This window comes from Pseudonocardia autotrophica (genome assembly GCF_003945385.1).
GTDB lineage: Bacteria > Actinomycetota > Actinomycetes > Mycobacteriales > Pseudonocardiaceae > Pseudonocardia > Pseudonocardia autotrophica.
The window spans coordinates 5,510,982-5,525,101 of the sequence record NZ_AP018920.1 but is presented as its reverse complement, the minus strand read 5'-3'; the positions used below and the strand labels follow the sequence as shown (position 1 = coordinate 5,525,101).

Below are 14,120 nucleotides of genomic sequence, written 5' to 3'. Positions count from 1 at the left end.
CCAGCTCAGCCCACCTTCCCCGTACGTCCGATGTAGTCGATCATCGCCTGGTCCGGCCCGCCGGCGGCGCTCACCTCGGCGGCGTTCTCCGTGCGCATCCGGTTTAGCCGCTCACCCAGCTCGGGGTCCCCGCGATGGAACGCCGCCAGCAGCTCCGCCCACCGGGCCGCGAGTGCCTGCACCCGCGGCTCGGACGGGTCGGTCCCGGCGTCCATCTCGGCCCGGACGGCCTCGATCAGGCCGGGCCACTCGGCCGCGGTCGCCTCGCCATCGGTCCGCCGCTCCTGCAGCTCGGCGACCTGCTCCGGCGTGAAGTACTGCGCGAAGGTCTCGTTCACCCTGCTCACCTCGTCCATCAACCTCAGTACGTCCGACGGGGCCGGGTCGGGTGTGTGCCGCAACCGCTCGACGACACCGGCGAGGGTGCGACGCAGCGACTGCAGCGCAGCCAGCCTGGTGTCGACCTGCTCCAGGTGTGCCGCCAGCACGGCGCCGAACGCGCCGGAGACCAGCAGCTCACCGATGGCGTCCAGCGGGAGGCCCAGCTCGCGCAGGGCGACCACCTGGTAGACGCGGCGGACATCACCGTCGTCGTAGACCCGGTGGCCCGAGTGCGTCCGTGCCGACGGCACGACCAGCCCTCGCTCCTCCCAGTGGTGCAGCGTGCGCACCGTCAGTCCGGTCGCCGCTGCGAGCTCTCCCACCTTCACCCGTACCCCTCCTGTCGGGCCGTCACCTCGTGACGGCAGGATCGACGATGCGGCCTCACGTCGCGTGAGGATCAAGTGCCGACACGCCGGAACTCCCGACACGCCGTCACGACTTCACTCCGCCGGGTGGTGTGCATCGGGGGTGACGTCCCCTCGGGTGGTGTAAGTCGTTCGCGAGGGTCTCTGCAGGTCAGATCATGCCGTGATGAGTTCGGGCTCGGCTACCTCCTCCGCCGGGGTGGGGGCGAGCAGCGCCATGGTGGCCTCGCTGAGGTAGCGGCGGTCTCCTGCCTGCCATTCGTCGTGGGCTTCGACCAGCACGGCACCGGCCAGCCGGAGTAGGGCTTCGGGGTTGGGGAACACGCCGACGACGTCGGTGCGACGTTTGACCTCCTTGTTCAACCGCTCCAGGGGGTTGGTCGACCAGATCTTCTTCCAGTGCGCGGCCGGGAAGTCGGCGAAGGCCAGCAGGTCCGGGGCGGCGTCGCGCAGCATCGTCTCGACCTTCGCTGATTGGCGGCCGAGCATGGCCGCGATCACGTTGAGCTGGTCACGGACCATGTCGGCCTTGGGTTGGGCGAAGATCGTGCGGATCGCGGCGGCGACCATCTCGGCGTTGCCCTTGGGGACCTGGGCCAGGACGTTGCGCAGGAAATGCACCCGGCAGCGTTGCCACGCCGCGCCGAGCAGGACCGCGGAGATGGCCTGGGTGAGACCGGTGTGGGCGTCGGAGATCACCAGTTGCACTCCGCCGAGGCCGCGGGCTTTGAGGCTGCGCAGGAACGCGGTCCAGAACGCGCCGTCCTCGCTGTCGCCGACGGCGAACCCGAGGACCTCCCGCCACCCGTCGGCCCGGACGCCGGTGGCGATCACCACCGCCTGCGAGACGACGCGGTGGTCGACGCGGGCCTTGCAGTAGGTGGCGTCGAGGAACACGTAGGGAAACGCCTGGTCTGCCAGGGAGCGGTCGCGGAACGCTCCGACCTCGGTGTCGAGGTCGGCGCAGATCCGGGAGACCTCGGACTTGGAGATCCCCGAATCAGCGCCCAACGCTTTGACCAGGTCGTCGACCTTCCTCGTGGACACCCCGTGGAGGTAGGCCTCCATCACGACCGCGAACAGGGCCTGGTCGACCCGGCGGCGGCGTTCGAGCAGGGACGGGAAGAACGACCCGGTACGCAGTTTCGGGATCCGCAGTTCCAGGTCCCCGGCGGTGGTCGACAGGGTGCGGGTGCGGTGCCCGTTGCGTTGGGCGGTGCGGGACTCGGTGCGTTCGTGGCGGCCGGCGCCGATCGACTCGGTGAGCTCGGCCTCGATCAACGCCTGATAGATCGTCTCCGCGGCGACGCGGACACGGTCACCGACATCGGCGGTCTTGAGTGCGTCGAGGACTTCGAGCAGGGCAGACTGGTCCAGGGCCATCGCGTGATGTCCTTCCTTCTGCATGTTCCTTGGCGGGTTCATACAGAGACTCACGCGATGGCCCGTCCTACGTGCTCAGCCACGCCGGACAGGGGCCGCTACTTCCACCACCGGCGGGGACGCCACCTGCATCGGGTCCGTCGCCGCGGTGGCCCGTCACCCGGTGCAACGCTCGCCCGGCGTGCCGGAACGGTCCGTGTCCGTCGTCGTGGGAGAACCCCGTCCGGGTCGTTTCACGCCACCGGTTCGGCACGGGTGGTGAACGGATCACCCGTCCGGGTCGCTCCCGTATCCCCGCCCGTGACCGTCTGCTTACCGTCCGCTTGTCCGTCCCACCGGACCCACCATCGGGGAGAAGACATGCGCAGGAAGCTTGCGGTCACCGGGATCGCCGTCGTCGCGGCGCTGGTCGCCTTCAGCCCGCTCGCATCGGCGGCTCCGGCCACCGATGACGGCGACGGCGACTCGTTCGTGCAGGACGTCGGCAACGTCCGGGGTGACCAGTTCGGACTGGTCAACCTCGACGACGTCAACGTGCTCAACAACGTCGACGTCTGCCCCGGCATCAACGCCGCGGTGGGCAACGTGCTCGGGGTCCTGGGTGGCGGTGCCGCCCAGAACCGGGACAACCCGACGAGCTGCTGAGACCCGCCGGTGTCACGCCGGTGAACCTCCGCCCCGCACCCCACCGCCATGGGATGCGGGGCGGACGGCGTTCAGTGGAAGACGTAGTCGGCCGGATCCACCCGGCTGGTCAGCTCGTCGTACTCGCGCATGTAGCCGGGCCAGTTGGTGACGATCCGGCCGGAGTCGTCGCGGTACCAGGAGTCGCAGCGGGTCCAGGCGGTGCCGGTGAACCGGGCCTGGATCTCGGCGTCGTAGGTCCGCTCGACGTCGGAGCGCACCTCCACCGCGCTGCTCCCACGCCGCTGCGCCTCCTGCAGCGTCTCGCGGACGTAGCGGACCTGGTGCTCCAGGTAGCGGATGATCGACCCGCCGGAGGTGTTGGTGTTCGGCCCGTAGAGGACGAACAGCGACGGGAAGCCGGGCACCGTCATCCCGAGGTAGGCGTGCGCCCCGTCGGACCACTCCTCGGCGAGCGAGCGCCCGCCGGGGCCGGTGACCTCCATCGGGAACATGAAGTCGGTGGCCGCGAACCCGGTGCCCCAGATGATCGTGTCCACCTGGTGCGTCCGGCCGTCGGCGGTGCGGACACCCTCCGGCACGATCTCGGTGACCTTCTCGGTCTCCAGCGACACGTTGTCCCGCTGCAGCGCGGGCAGCCAGTGCGAGCTGAACAGCACCCGCTTGCAGCCGAAGGTGTAGTCCGGCCAGACCTTGCGGCGCAGCTCCGGGTCGCGCAGCTGCGCCCGCATGAACAGCGTCGAGTACAGCCGTCCGAGCCGGCCCCAGGTGGCCGGGTGCCGGATCATCAGCGTGATCGCCTCGCAGTACTCGGTGATGAACCGGCGGCGCCAGCGCTGCAGGCCCGGCACCCGCCGGATCGCGGCCCGCCACAGCGACGGGAACACCCGGTTACGCCGCGGCAGGAACCAGTTCCCGCTCCGCTGGAACACGCTCAGGTGCCCGGCCTGCGGCGCGATCGCGGGTACGAACTGCACCGCGCTCGCCCCGGTCCCGATCACGGCGATCCGGCGCCCGCGAAGGTCGTGCTCGTGGTCCCAGCGGGCGGAGTGGAAGGTGTGCCCGGCGAACGTGTCGATGCCGGGGATGTCCGGCACGACCGGGCGGTTGAGCTGGCCGGTCGCGATGATCAGGACGTCGGCGGTCCGGGTGTGGCCGTCCTCGGCGGTGACCGTCCACGGTCCGTCCGCGCGAGGGCGGTCGGCGGAGACGATCCGGACACCGGTCTCGATCAGGTCGGCGACACCGAACTCGCGCGCCACGTCGTGCAGGTAGGCGAGGATCTCCGGCTGCGGGGAGCACAGCCGCGACCAGTCGGTGCGCTGGGCGAACGAGAACGAGTACAGGTGGCTCGGGACGTCGCAGGCCGCACCGGGGTAGGTGTTGTGCAGCCACGTCCCACCGAGGCCGGGCGCGGCGTCGACGACGGTCACGTCCCGGATGCCGTGCGCGCGCAGCTCGATCGCCGCGGCGATTCCACCGAACCCGGCGCCGACGACGAGAACGCTCGGTGCGTGCATGGGGACCTCCCTGTCACCGGTGACGGCCGCCACCGTAGCGATCTTCGGCCGGATCGTGGGTGCCGGACGCGGCCCGCGCGGGCCCGCGGCGGCCCGGCGCGGCGCCCGGATGCGGCGGGCCGCGCGGGGGAGCACTGTGGAGGCCGGAGATCGGATGCCGGCCGGGAACGGGGTGGTTGTGATGGGCACGATCGTGGTCGGGGTGGACGGATCGGACGCGGCGCTCGACGCGGTCCGCTGGGCCGCGGCCGAGGCCGCGCACCGGCACGCCGAGCTGCACCTGCTGTACGCGTTCGATATCGCCGGGCTCTACGCCGACGCCGCCGTGGCACCCCTGCTCGACGACGTCGAGGCAGCCGTGCGCGAGGAGGCCCGGACGATCCTCGACGCGGCCCGGAGCGTCGCGGCGGAGACCGCACCGGCGGTACCGGTCGAGACCCGGCAGGACACCGAGGCTCCCTCGTCGGTGCTGCACGAGGCGTCCCGGACGGCGTCGCTGCTGGTGCTGGGCTCGTCCGGCCGCGGCCGGATCGGCACCGCTCTCGGCTCGGTGACCCTCGCGGTGGCCTCGCACGCGCAGTGCCCGGTGGCGGTGGTCCGCGGCACCGCACGCGAGAGCGCCCCGGTGCTGGTCGGGGTGGACGGCGGGCCGCTGTCCGACGCCGCGCTGGAGCACGCGTTCGAGGCGGCGTCGGCGCACGGTGCGGGACTGGTCGCGCTCTACGCCTGGCACGACGGCCGATCCCCGGCACTGCGCGCCGCCGGCGCGTTCGACCGGCTGCGCGACGCCGAGGAGCGGGCGCTCGCCGAGCGGCTCGCCGGATGGTCGGAGCGCTACCCCGACGTCGCCGTCGAGCGGGTCGTCGAGCGGTCCGAGCCGAGCCGTGCGCTGGCGCAGCGCAGCACCGGCGCCCGGCTGGTGGTCGTCGCGACCCGGGGGCGCGGCGGATTCACCGGGCTGCTGCTCGGGTCCACCGGGCTGTCACTGATCCAGCACGCGGACTGCCCGGTGCTGCTGGTCGGGCCGGAGGCCGCCGGTCAGTAGACGACCGGATCCTGCTCCAGCGCCGCGGTCAGGGCGTCGACCGTGACGTTCCCGCGGTACTGCTCCCCGTTCACGAACAGCGTCGGCGTGCCGCGCACCCCGCTGCGCACGGCCGCGTTGAAGCCGGCCTCGACCCGGTCCTCGACCTTCTGGGTCGCCGGCCAGAGCACCCGTTCCGGCCGTACCCCGGCGGTCTCGGCGTGCCCGGCCAGGTCGGCCTGGCTCAGCCGGGGCGGCCCCGGCGCGTACATCGCGTCGTGCATCTCCCAGAACCGGCCCTCCAGTGCCGCCATCTCCGCGGCCAGTGCCGCGGCCAGCGCGTGCGGGTGCATCTCGTGCAGCGGGAAGTGCCGGAACACGAACCGGAGCCGGTCGCCCAGCCGCTCCCGGACCTGCTCGATCACCGGCACCGCCGCCCGGCAGTAGGGGCACTCGTAGTCGCCGTACTCGACCAGGGTGAACTCCGCGGCCGGCGGTCCCAGCGTGTGGTCGTACGGGCCGACAGGTGGATCGATCGAGCTGATGGGGCACCTCCTGCAGACAGTGTGCACAGCGCAACGGCAGGATCGTTGCATGGCGGTCACCACCCTGGTCGAGCGCGGCGATCTCTCCGACGCCGCCCGGCGCTTCCTCGGCACCGAGTCCGGATCGGCGGTGCTGCTGGTCGTCGCGGCGCTCGGCGCGCTCCTCTGGGCGAACACCGGTGCCGGCTACGAGAGCTTCTGGCACACCGAGCTGGCGATCCGGCTCGGTGGTGCGGAGCTGGCGCTGGACGTACGGCACTGGGTGAACGACGGCCTGATGGTGCTGTTCTTCCTGTCCGTCGGTCTGGAGATCGCCCGCGAGACCACGCTCGGCGAGCTGCGGGGAGCGCGGGCGATCGCGGCCCCGGCCGCCGCGGCCGTCGGCGGGCTCGTGGTCCCGGCGCTGGTGTTCCTGTCGCTCAACGCCGGCGGGGAGGCCGCCGGGGCCTGGGGCATCGCGATCTCCACCGACACCGCGGTGATGCTCGGGGTGCTGGCGCTGCTCGGCCCGCGCTGCCCGGACCAGCTGCGGGTGTTCCTGCTGGCACTGGCGATCGTGGACGACATCGGGGCGGTCGCGGCGATCGCGCTGTTCTACACCGACGAGGTCGACCTCACCGCGCTGCTGATCGCGGTGGTGCTGCTGGCGGGGCTGCTGGGGCTGCGGCACGTCCGGTTCTGGCGGACCCCGTTCTACGCCACGATCGGGATCCTGACGTGGCTGGCGGTGCTGCGGTCCGGGGTGCACCCGAGTGTCGTCGGTGTCGCGCTCGGGCTGCTGGTGAACGCCTACGCACCGCGCCGGCAGGACATGGCGGCCGCGATCGGGGCCGGCAAGAACTTCCTGCTCGACCCGACCCCGGAGCGGGCCCGGACCGCGCAGGTCGTCGCGGTCGCCGCGGTCTCCCCGAACGAGCGCCTGCAGCAGCGGATCCAGCCGTGGAGCAGCTACGTGATCGTGCCGCTGTTCGTGCTCGCCAACGCCGGTGTGGTGCTGGACGCGCAGACCCTGTCCGCCGCCGCGACCTCGCTGCTGACCTGGGGGATCATCCTCGGTCTCGTGGTCGGCAAGCCGATCGGTGTCGCCGCCGGCACCTGGCTCGTGCTGCGCACCGGCCTGGGCCGGGTGCCGGACACGCTGCGCTGGGGGCAGCTGCTCGGTGGGTCCGCGCTGTCCGGGATCGGGTTCACGGTCGCGCTGTTCGTCACCGAGCTGGCGCTCGACGACGAGCTGCTGATCGCCGAGGCGAAGATCGGCATCCTGACCGGGTCGATCCTGGCCGCGCTGTCCGGCTGGCTGGTGTTCCGGCTGGCGGGGGAGCGGGGCGGGCAGTGCTCACCGACCGGGCTGCCGACGCTGCCCCCGCGCCCGTGGCGGCCGATCGACTGACCCGCCGATCGTCGTCGATCCGCCGGTCCCGGATGCGCCGCCGGTCAGGAACCCGCGCAGCCGTTCCCCCTCGACGCCGACGGCGTCGGCCTCGGCCCGGGTGAACGGCCGCAACGGGTGCACCGCGAGATCGTCCCCGGAGATGGTCCAGGTGGCGGCGACCCGCCCGTCGACCAGCACGAATCGGGCCCCGGTGATGCTCAGGCCGCGGTGCGCGTCGTCGATGATCCGGCTGCGGTCGTCGAACCCGAGTACGACGTTGTCGAAGGCGGGCAGGAACCGTGGCGGGGCCGGGGTGTCCGGGTCCGGCAGCGGGGTATCGGCGACGTCGAGCAGCTCGCGGCCGCGCTCGTCCCGGAAGGTCCGCAGCTGCGGGCGCAGCCGCGCGACGACGGCGGGCAGCCCGGTCAGGCCGCACCAGGCGCGCAGATCGGCGCTCGCGGCGGGGCCGAACGCGCGTAGATAACGCAGCACCAGTGCGGCGGCGTCCGGCTCCGGATCGGGGTCGCTCCCCAGCCAGGCGTCCACCGTGGTGAGCCGGGCCGGCCCGGAGCCGTCCCAGGTGCCCCGCGGCGGGACCTGGACCAGCGGGATCACCGAGATCGCCGCGTCGGCCAGCGCCGCGTGCCCCGCCCCCGGGAACCGGTCCGCGACCAGCCGCGCGACCTCCCCGCCGGTGCGCGGGGTCTCGGCGAACCACGGCCGCACGGCGTCGGCGAGCACTCCCGGGTCCACCCCGGGCAGCTCGGCCCGCCGCGCACCCCAGGTCCGCTGGGTGATCATCGGCTGGCACAGCCCGCGGAAGGCGAGGCAGTCGGCGGCCGTCACCAGGTGCACGGTCCGGCGGATCAGAACGGTGCGCACCAGCGTCCGGTCGTGCAGCGCGGCCGAGGTGGGAGCCGGGTCGAAGTCCGCGACCCGGGACCACAGTCCGGTGTAGGGCTCGCGGGGTTCCTGGGCCTGCAACCCGCCGAGACGGGCGACGATCTCGTCCGGGCCGTGCCGTTCGAGCAGCTGCTGGCGGGCGAGCGTCGCCCGGTTCAGCGACCGCCGGTCGAGCACCGTCATCCGGTGAACCGCAGCGTGCCGGCCCCCTGGTTGGCCTCCCGGATCCAGTCGGCGACCGGGCCGGGCTCCGCGGCCCACCGGGAGACGTCGCCGACGACGGTCAGCCGGACGCCGTACTGCGCGAACTTCTGGGTGATCGCACCGGCCAGCCCGCTGCGCAGCCGGAAGAACTCCGGATCGAGCCGCTGCACCGGGATCTCGACCTGCTCGGCCTGCTGCCCGAACGCGTCGCCGAGCACGCCGAGCGCGTCGGCCTCGGAAGCGATCACGGGGCCGTCGACGGGCAGGGTCAGGACGCGGTTCATGCTGGTGAGCACATCAGGGACGGTGCCGTCCGGCAACGGCTTTCACGAAAGTGCAGAACTGTGGTGCGCATCACCGAACCGGGCCGTGAGGTTCGGCGAACCGATGTGTCCCACTGATGCCGAGGAAGGGGACCGACGCCCCGTGAGCGACCCGGGGGGTGCCACGGGCCTCGGACCGGTCGGGCCCACCCGGGGGCGGGCCCGACCGGAGGCGTTCGACGGAGGGGGCTCCCAGGTGCCGCGGGTGGGGGAGAACGACCGGCTGGACGCGGCCGCCGACGACTGGCTCATCGGGAAGGTCAAGGGCGGCGACGTCGATGCCTATGAGGAGCTGGTGCGCCGCCACCGCGATCGGATCTACCGGATCGCGCTGCGGATGGTGGGGAATCCGCACGACGCCGAGGACGTCGCGCAGGATGTCGTCGTCGCGCTGTGGACGGCACTGACCGGCTTCGCCGGGGACAGCCTGTTCACCACCTGGCTCTACCGAGTGGTGGTGAACCGGTGCATCAACCTGATCAACAGGCGGCCCCGGTTCGAGCCGCTCGACGATCCGGACGTGACCGTCTCACCGGGGGCGGACCTGCAGGTGGAGGCGAGGAGGCACGCCCAGGCCGCGCTCGCGGCCGTCACCGCGCTGCCGGCCGAGTTACGTGCTCCAGTGGTACTCGTCGACATCGAGCAGATGACGTACCAGGAGGTGGCAGCCATCCTGAACGTGTCCGAGGCGACGGTCCGCGGACGGCTGTCCCGGGCGCGACGACGACTCCTCGACACCCTGCGGGAGTGGGCATGACCAGCCAGAACGAGGGCTCCGGGAGCCGTGACCGGCTGGCCTGCGGACGTTCGGTGGACGAACTGCTCGACCAGGTCGCGGCCGGGCGTGCGGACCGGCGCGACGAGCATCAGCAGGGCTGCGTGCACTGCCAGGCGGCGCTGGGCGAGTACGGGCGGCTGTGGTCGCCGGTGCGCGAGCTCGCCGCCCAGCCGGTGGCCGCGCCGGCGGGCCGGATCGACCGGATCCTGCGCCAGATCCGCGGCGTGCTGTCCGAACCCGATCACGCCGTGCTGGCCGGTCCGGACGGCGTCACCCGGATCGCGGCACGGGTGGTCGTGGTGACCGCCCGCCGCTCCGCGCAGTCGGTGCCCGGCGTCCGGGTCGCGCTGAGCCGGACCCTCGACGCGAACGGCACGGCCGACGACGTCGTCGCGGGCGTCGCCGGGGCCAGCACGGCGATCGAGATCGTGCTCGCCGCCGACTACGGACGGGATCTCAACGCGCTCGCCGACCAGGTCCGGCGGACCGTCGCCGAACGGGTGGCCAGCCTGACCGGGCTGGCGACGACCGAGCTGACCGTCGTGATCGACGACGTGCTGCGATGACCGGCCCGCCGGCCGGGTACGACGAGCTCGCGGCCGACCCGCTGCGGGCGAGCGCCGAGTACCGGCCGGACGGGTCGGTCGTGCTCCGGTGCCGGGGCGGGATCGACGCGGCCACCGCGCCGCCGCTGTCGGTGTTCCTGATCGGCTGGGTCGACCGCTGCTGCTGCGTCGAGCTGGACCTCTCCGGGGTGGATCACCTGGCCGCCGCCGGCCTCGCGGCGGTGCTCACCGGCTGCCGGCACGCCGACCGGGAGGGCAGGCACCTGCGGCTGGGGCCCGGCCGCTCCCCGGCGGTGGGGCGGGCGCTGGCGGCCGCCCGGATCGTCGTCGGTGACCGGCTCGGGCCGACCTGCCCGCAGCACCACCGGAGGCCCGCCGCCTGACGATCGTCGGGGGTGGTCCCTGCCGATCGTCGGATCCGCGGGGGCACCGGGTCGGTGAGGGTGCCGGCATGCTGCCGATCTCCGATGTCCCCGACGCGAGCGCCGCCGAGCTGACCCGGATCCTCGCCCTGCTCACCGGGGCCCCGGACCGGACCGGGGCGGTGGTCGCGCTGGTCGGTGAGCTGGCGCTGCTGCTCACCGTCGCGGTGTGGATGTGGCTGTGGTGGCTCGGCCGCGGCACCGGCCCGGCGACCACGGCGGCGGTGTTCGCCGTGCCGGTCGCGACGGTCCTCGCCTGGCAGCTGAACGAGCTGCTGAAGGACGCATTGGCGGTGGACCGGCCGTGCCGGCTGCTCACCGGCTTCCCGGAGTGGGGGGTGTGCCCGGACCCGGGGAGCTGGTCGTTCCCGAGTAACCACTCCGCGGTCGCCGGCGCGCTGGCGGTCGGTGTGCTGCTGGTCGCGCTGCGGCTGGGGGCCCGCGGTGTGGGGCTGCTCGCGCTGGGCTGCGGTCTCGCCGTGGCCGGATCGCGGGTGCTCGCCGGGGCACACTTCCCGCACGACGTCGTCGTCGGGTTCGGGCTGGGTGGCATGGTGGCCGTCGTGACCCTCACGCTGGGAGTGCTGCTCGCCGGACGGTTGCCTGCCGCCCGCCGTCACGCGGGGCGCCGATGAGCGAACGCGGCACCGCGATCGGTGCCGGGGTGGTGCTCGCGTCGGCATCGTGGCTGGTGGTGTGGCTGCTCCTCGGCGCCCGGGAGAGCCTGTTCGCGGCGACCGCGCTCGCCCCGCTGGTGCTGGTCGCGGGCGGGCTCGCCGGACGTTTCGGGGACCGCCGCTCGGCGTGGTTCCCGGCACTCGTCCCGCCGGCGGGTGCGCTCGCCGTCCACGCGACGACCGGCGGGGTGGACACCGCGCTCGCCGCCGGGATCGGGCTGGGCGTGCTGCTGTGGTGCCCGTGGCTGGTGGGCCGGTGGTTCCGGGAGCGGGCGGCGCTGGGCAACGCGGGCTGGCAGTTCGCCGCGCAGTGGGAGGAGCTGGCCCGGACCGCCGAGCACGAGGCCCGGATGCGGGAGCGGGCCCGGCTGGCCGCCGACATGCACGACCTGGTCGGGCACGATCTGGCGCGGGCCGCGCTGCGGCTCGGCGCCCTGGAACTGGACCGGGACCTGCCCGCCGAGGCCCGCCGTGGCGTCGGCGAGGCCCGCGAGCAGGTGAGCGCCGCGGCCGAGCACCTCGCGCAGGCGGTGTCCGCGCTGGGCGCCGACCGGGCCCCACCGACCGGTGCCGGCGCCGACGTGACCGCGGTCGTCGCCGGTGTGCGGGCGGCCGGTCGCGCCGTGGAGCTGGTCCCGGCCGATCCGGCGCCCGCGCTCGACGGGACCGCTCCGGCGGTGTCCGCGCTGGTGGTGCGGGTGGTGCGGGAGGGTCTGACGAACGCGGTCAAGCACGCCGGTGACGCCCCGGCCGAGGTGTCGATCGTCCGCCGGGACGGCGAGATCGACGTCGTCGTCCGGACCCGCGGGGCGCGCCCCGGACCGTCCGCTCCGGGCTCCGGGAGCGGACTGCCCGGACTGTCCGCGGACACCGCAGCGCTCGGCGGGACGCTGGAGCACGGCCGCTCCGGCACCGACCACCTGCTCGCGGCCCGGCTGCCGGTGACGGCCCGCACCGGGGACTCCGGCCTGCCCGCGGTGGAGACGGCCCGGCGGGTCGCGCTCGGCGCGGTGCGCCGCTCCCGCAGCACCGCGGTCCGCGGGATCGCGGCCGCCTTCGCCGTCTCGGTGCTGCTGGTGTCGACCTACCGGGTGCTCGATGCCGCGACCTCGGTGCTGCCCGCCGACACCTTCGACGCACTGACCGCCGGTACCGAGCGGGCCGCCGTCGAGCACGTGCTCCCGATGCGCACCCGCACCGACGGCACCGGCATCCCGCGCCCGCCCGGTGCCTGGTGCGAGTACTACAGCGTGGGCGTCGACCCGTTCGGCACCAGCGCCGCGGACCTGCGCAGGCTCTGCTGGGCCGGTGGGGTGCTGGTGCACAAGGACCTGATCGTCCGATCGGCGACGGCACCGGGCACCATCGGGACATGACCCGGGTGCTGCTGGCCGACGACGAGGCCGTCGTGCGGGTCGGGGTGCGGGCCGTGCTGGCCAGCGATCCCGGCATCGAGGTCGTCGCCGAGGCGGCCGACGGGCGGGAGGCGATCGAGCTGGCCACCGCGCACCGGCCGGACGTCGCCGTGCTGGACGTGCGGATGCCCGGCACCGACGGGCTGGACGCCGCCGCCGAGATCACCCGCCGCGACCTGGGCTGCGCGATCCTGGTGCTCACCACCTTCGCCGACGACGACTACCTGGTCCGGGCGCTCGCCGACGGCGCCGGCGGGTTCGTGCTCAAGACCGGCGACCCGCGGGAGATCGTCGACGGGGTGCGCGCGGTCGCCGCCGGCGGGGCGTACCTGTCCCCGCGGATGGCGCGCCGGGTGCTCGACCTCTACGCCCGCCGCCGGCCCCGGGTCTGCCGGGCGTCGGTCGACGCGCTGACCGGCCGGGAGCGGGCGGTGCTCGGGCTGCTCGGCGCGGGATTGTCGAACGCGGAGATCGGGCGGGAGCTGCACGTCGTCGAGGGGACGGTGAAGGTGCACGTCAGCGCGGTGCTCGATCGCCTCGGTGTGCGGAACCGGGTGCAGGCGGCGATCGTCGCGCACGAGCACGACCTCATCCCGGAGTGAGCCCGGCACCGCTCTCGGGCACCACCCGGTGCTCGGTGGGGTCGGGGCCGGGCTCGAACCGCCATCCGTCGGGCATCGTCACACCGAACAGGTCGGACTCCTCACTGGAGATCGTCGCGCCGGTGAAGGAGTGGCGGTCGGCGAACTCGGCGTCGGCGAACGAGACGTACCAGGGGAACCGGGCGTCGCTGAAGTCGGTGAAGCCGGTGAACACCGCACGGTCGAACATGGCCATCGACGCGACCCGGAGGCCGCCGAACTGAGCACCGCCCTCGAAGGTGCAGTCCTCGAAGTTGACGATCCGGGCGACCGAGCGGCTGCAGGTGACCCGGTCGCGGAACGTCGTGCCGTGGAAGTCGGCGACGACGAACTCGGTGTCGGAGAGCAGAAGATGGCCGAGCGTGGTGTTGCTGAGGTTCACCGAGATGCCGGGCCAGAAGTCGGCGGAGTCCTTCTTCAGGTGCGTGACGACGCGGTCGGTCACCACCTCGCGGACCACGTCCTCCTGGGGGTCCGAAGTGTCCGCCGACGGCGGGACCCGCAGGTAGGCGCACAGTACGTCGACGATCATCTGCCTGCGGCCGGCGTCTTCGCGCCCGATCTGCTCCAGCGCGTAAGCGCCGGCCAGACGGACCGCGGCGCTGCTGCTCCCCAGCTGGTCGGAGGCCCGGGTGAACGATTCCGCCGTCCGGCGTTCCAGCGCGTCGCGCTCCACTCCCCGGGCGACCTCCATCTGGTGCACCAGGGTCTGCTCGGTCGAGCGCTGCCGGCGTGCCGCGAGCAGCAGGGCGACGGCGCCACCGGTGCCCAGGACGATGGTCGCGGTCGTGCGGACGGCGTCGAGACGCGCCGCGTCCTGTGGCGTCCCGCCGCCGAACAGGTGCAGGAGCACCCACGCGACGGCCGCGGCGATGGCGACGAGCAGTACGCCGGCCGCGACGATCGACCGGACGGACAGGACCCGGCCGGCCGCTGGCTCGTTCACGTGCAGG

16 protein-coding genes are annotated in these 14,120 nt (G+C 73.6%); 9 read left to right on the top strand and 7 right to left on the bottom strand.

Annotated elements, in window-relative coordinates:
* Window positions 1-5: 5 nt before the first annotated feature.
* Window positions 6-710 carry a MerR family transcriptional regulator gene (locus tag Pdca_RS25875; RefSeq protein ID WP_085910969.1) on the bottom strand — a complete coding sequence of 235 codons (705 nt, stop codon included), beginning with the start codon at window positions 708-710 and terminating at the stop codon, window positions 6-8.
* A gap of 195 nt (window positions 711-905) precedes the next feature.
* On the bottom strand, window positions 906-2,132 hold the full coding sequence (locus Pdca_RS25870; RefSeq protein ID WP_125911224.1) for an IS256 family transposase: 1,227 nt from the start codon (window positions 2,130-2,132) through the stop codon (window positions 906-908).
* Window positions 2,133-2,492: 360 nt separating this feature from the next.
* On the opposite strand from Pdca_RS25870, the gene Pdca_RS25865 reads away from it, so the two are divergent.
* Entirely contained in the window at window positions 2,493-2,777 is a 285-nt protein-coding gene (locus tag Pdca_RS25865; RefSeq protein WP_085916207.1) for a hypothetical protein, read from the top strand.
* A 71-nt stretch (window positions 2,778-2,848) separates the two neighbouring features.
* On the opposite strand, the gene Pdca_RS25860 is transcribed toward Pdca_RS25865, so the two are convergent.
* Window positions 2,849-4,297, bottom strand: coding sequence for a flavin-containing monooxygenase (locus Pdca_RS25860; RefSeq protein WP_085916246.1), 1,449 nt, complete (start codon window positions 4,295-4,297; stop codon window positions 2,849-2,851).
* 181 nt (window positions 4,298-4,478) lie between these two features.
* Here Pdca_RS25860 and Pdca_RS25855 point away from each other — a divergent pair, with 181 nt between their 5' ends.
* Window positions 4,479-5,342, top strand: a complete 864-nt coding sequence (locus Pdca_RS25855; protein WP_232021202.1) for a universal stress protein — start codon at window positions 4,479-4,481, stop codon at window positions 5,340-5,342.
* On the opposite strand, the gene Pdca_RS25850 is transcribed toward Pdca_RS25855, so the two are convergent.
* Window positions 5,336-5,893, bottom strand: a complete 558-nt coding sequence (locus Pdca_RS25850; protein ID WP_232021201.1) for a DsbA family protein — start codon at window positions 5,891-5,893, stop codon at window positions 5,336-5,338. The two genes, Pdca_RS25855 and Pdca_RS25850, sit on opposite strands and share 7 nt — an antisense overlap.
* A 22-nt stretch (window positions 5,894-5,915) precedes the next feature.
* Between Pdca_RS25850 and nhaA the strand changes: the two genes are divergently transcribed.
* The gene (gene nhaA, locus Pdca_RS25845) at window positions 5,916-7,256 is read left to right on the top strand and encodes a Na+/H+ antiporter NhaA (protein WP_085916208.1); all 1,341 of its coding nucleotides are present in this window, start codon (window positions 5,916-5,918) and stop codon (window positions 7,254-7,256) included.
* On the opposite strand, the gene Pdca_RS25840 is transcribed toward nhaA, so the two are convergent.
* Both Pdca_RS25840 and Pdca_RS25835 read right to left on the bottom strand, forming a co-directional pair.
* A complete protein-coding gene (locus Pdca_RS25840; protein ID WP_085916209.1) occupies window positions 7,203-8,324 on the bottom strand; it encodes a winged helix DNA-binding domain-containing protein in 1,122 nt (373 codons plus the stop codon). The two genes, nhaA and Pdca_RS25840, sit on opposite strands and share 54 nt — an antisense overlap.
* Window positions 8,321-8,629 carry a DUF4180 domain-containing protein gene (locus tag Pdca_RS25835; RefSeq protein WP_085916249.1) on the bottom strand — a complete coding sequence of 103 codons (309 nt, stop codon included), beginning with the start codon at window positions 8,627-8,629 and terminating at the stop codon, window positions 8,321-8,323. The genes Pdca_RS25840 and Pdca_RS25835 overlap by 4 nt, the downstream gene beginning before the upstream one ends.
* A 244-nt stretch (window positions 8,630-8,873) precedes the next feature.
* On the opposite strand from Pdca_RS25835, the gene Pdca_RS25830 reads away from it, so the two are divergent.
* From Pdca_RS25830 to Pdca_RS25805, 6 genes are all read left to right on the top strand, one after another.
* The gene (locus tag Pdca_RS25830) at window positions 8,874-9,425 is read left to right on the top strand and encodes an RNA polymerase sigma factor (RefSeq protein ID WP_232021200.1); all 552 of its coding nucleotides are present in this window, start codon (window positions 8,874-8,876) and stop codon (window positions 9,423-9,425) included.
* On the top strand, window positions 9,422-10,012 hold the full coding sequence (locus Pdca_RS25825; protein WP_125911571.1) for an Asp23/Gls24 family envelope stress response protein: 591 nt from the start codon (window positions 9,422-9,424) through the stop codon (window positions 10,010-10,012). Before Pdca_RS25830 ends, Pdca_RS25825 begins: the two co-directional genes overlap by 4 nt.
* Window positions 10,009-10,395 carry an STAS domain-containing protein gene (locus Pdca_RS25820; RefSeq protein WP_085916211.1) on the top strand — a complete coding sequence of 129 codons (387 nt, stop codon included), beginning with the start codon at window positions 10,009-10,011 and terminating at the stop codon, window positions 10,393-10,395. The genes Pdca_RS25825 and Pdca_RS25820 overlap by 4 nt, the downstream gene beginning before the upstream one ends.
* A gap of 68 nt (window positions 10,396-10,463) precedes the next feature.
* The gene (locus Pdca_RS25815) at window positions 10,464-11,069 is read left to right on the top strand and encodes a phosphatase PAP2 family protein (protein ID WP_085916212.1); all 606 of its coding nucleotides are present in this window, start codon (window positions 10,464-10,466) and stop codon (window positions 11,067-11,069) included.
* Window positions 11,066-12,487 (top strand): sensor histidine kinase, encoded by a 1,422-nt coding sequence (locus Pdca_RS25810; RefSeq protein ID WP_085916213.1) that lies wholly within the window; start codon window positions 11,066-11,068, stop codon window positions 12,485-12,487. The genes Pdca_RS25815 and Pdca_RS25810 overlap by 4 nt, the downstream gene beginning before the upstream one ends.
* On the top strand, window positions 12,484-13,128 hold the full coding sequence (locus Pdca_RS25805; RefSeq protein WP_085916214.1) for a response regulator: 645 nt from the start codon (window positions 12,484-12,486) through the stop codon (window positions 13,126-13,128). Before Pdca_RS25810 ends, Pdca_RS25805 begins: the two co-directional genes overlap by 4 nt.
* Here the strand turns inward: Pdca_RS25805 and Pdca_RS25800 are convergent.
* Window positions 13,115-14,113 carry a pentapeptide repeat-containing protein gene (locus tag Pdca_RS25800; RefSeq protein ID WP_085916215.1) on the bottom strand — a complete coding sequence of 333 codons (999 nt, stop codon included), beginning with the start codon at window positions 14,111-14,113 and terminating at the stop codon, window positions 13,115-13,117. The two genes, Pdca_RS25805 and Pdca_RS25800, sit on opposite strands and share 14 nt — an antisense overlap.
* Window positions 14,114-14,120: the final 7 nt, after the last annotated feature.

Excerpts from the sequence above, each read along its gene's own strand:
- Pdca_RS25810 (WP_085916213.1), top strand. The coding sequence starts at position 11,066 with ATGAGCGAACGCGGCACCGCGATCGGTGCCGGGGTGGTGCTCGCGTCG.
- Pdca_RS25840 (WP_085916209.1), bottom strand. The coding sequence starts at position 8,324 with ATGACGGTGCTCGACCGGCGGTCGCTGAACCGGGCGACGCTCGCCCGC.
- Pdca_RS25805 (WP_085916214.1), top strand. The coding sequence starts at position 12,484 with ATGACCCGGGTGCTGCTGGCCGACGACGAGGCCGTCGTGCGGGTCGGG.
- Pdca_RS25855 (WP_232021202.1), top strand. The coding sequence starts at position 4,479 with ATGGGCACGATCGTGGTCGGGGTGGACGGATCGGACGCGGCGCTCGAC.
- Pdca_RS25865 (WP_085916207.1), top strand. The coding sequence starts at position 2,493 with ATGCGCAGGAAGCTTGCGGTCACCGGGATCGCCGTCGTCGCGGCGCTG.
- Pdca_RS25870 (WP_125911224.1), bottom strand. The coding sequence starts at position 2,132 with ATGGCCCTGGACCAGTCTGCCCTGCTCGAAGTCCTCGACGCACTCAAG.
- Pdca_RS25825 (WP_125911571.1), top strand. The coding sequence starts at position 9,422 with ATGACCAGCCAGAACGAGGGCTCCGGGAGCCGTGACCGGCTGGCCTGC.
- Pdca_RS25860 (WP_085916246.1), bottom strand. The coding sequence starts at position 4,297 with ATGCACGCACCGAGCGTTCTCGTCGTCGGCGCCGGGTTCGGTGGAATC.
- Pdca_RS25820 (WP_085916211.1), top strand. The coding sequence starts at position 10,009 with ATGACCGGCCCGCCGGCCGGGTACGACGAGCTCGCGGCCGACCCGCTG.
- nhaA (WP_085916208.1), top strand. The coding sequence starts at position 5,916 with ATGGCGGTCACCACCCTGGTCGAGCGCGGCGATCTCTCCGACGCCGCC.
- Pdca_RS25835 (WP_085916249.1), bottom strand. The coding sequence starts at position 8,629 with ATGAACCGCGTCCTGACCCTGCCCGTCGACGGCCCCGTGATCGCTTCC.
- Pdca_RS25815 (WP_085916212.1), top strand. The coding sequence starts at position 10,464 with ATGCTGCCGATCTCCGATGTCCCCGACGCGAGCGCCGCCGAGCTGACC.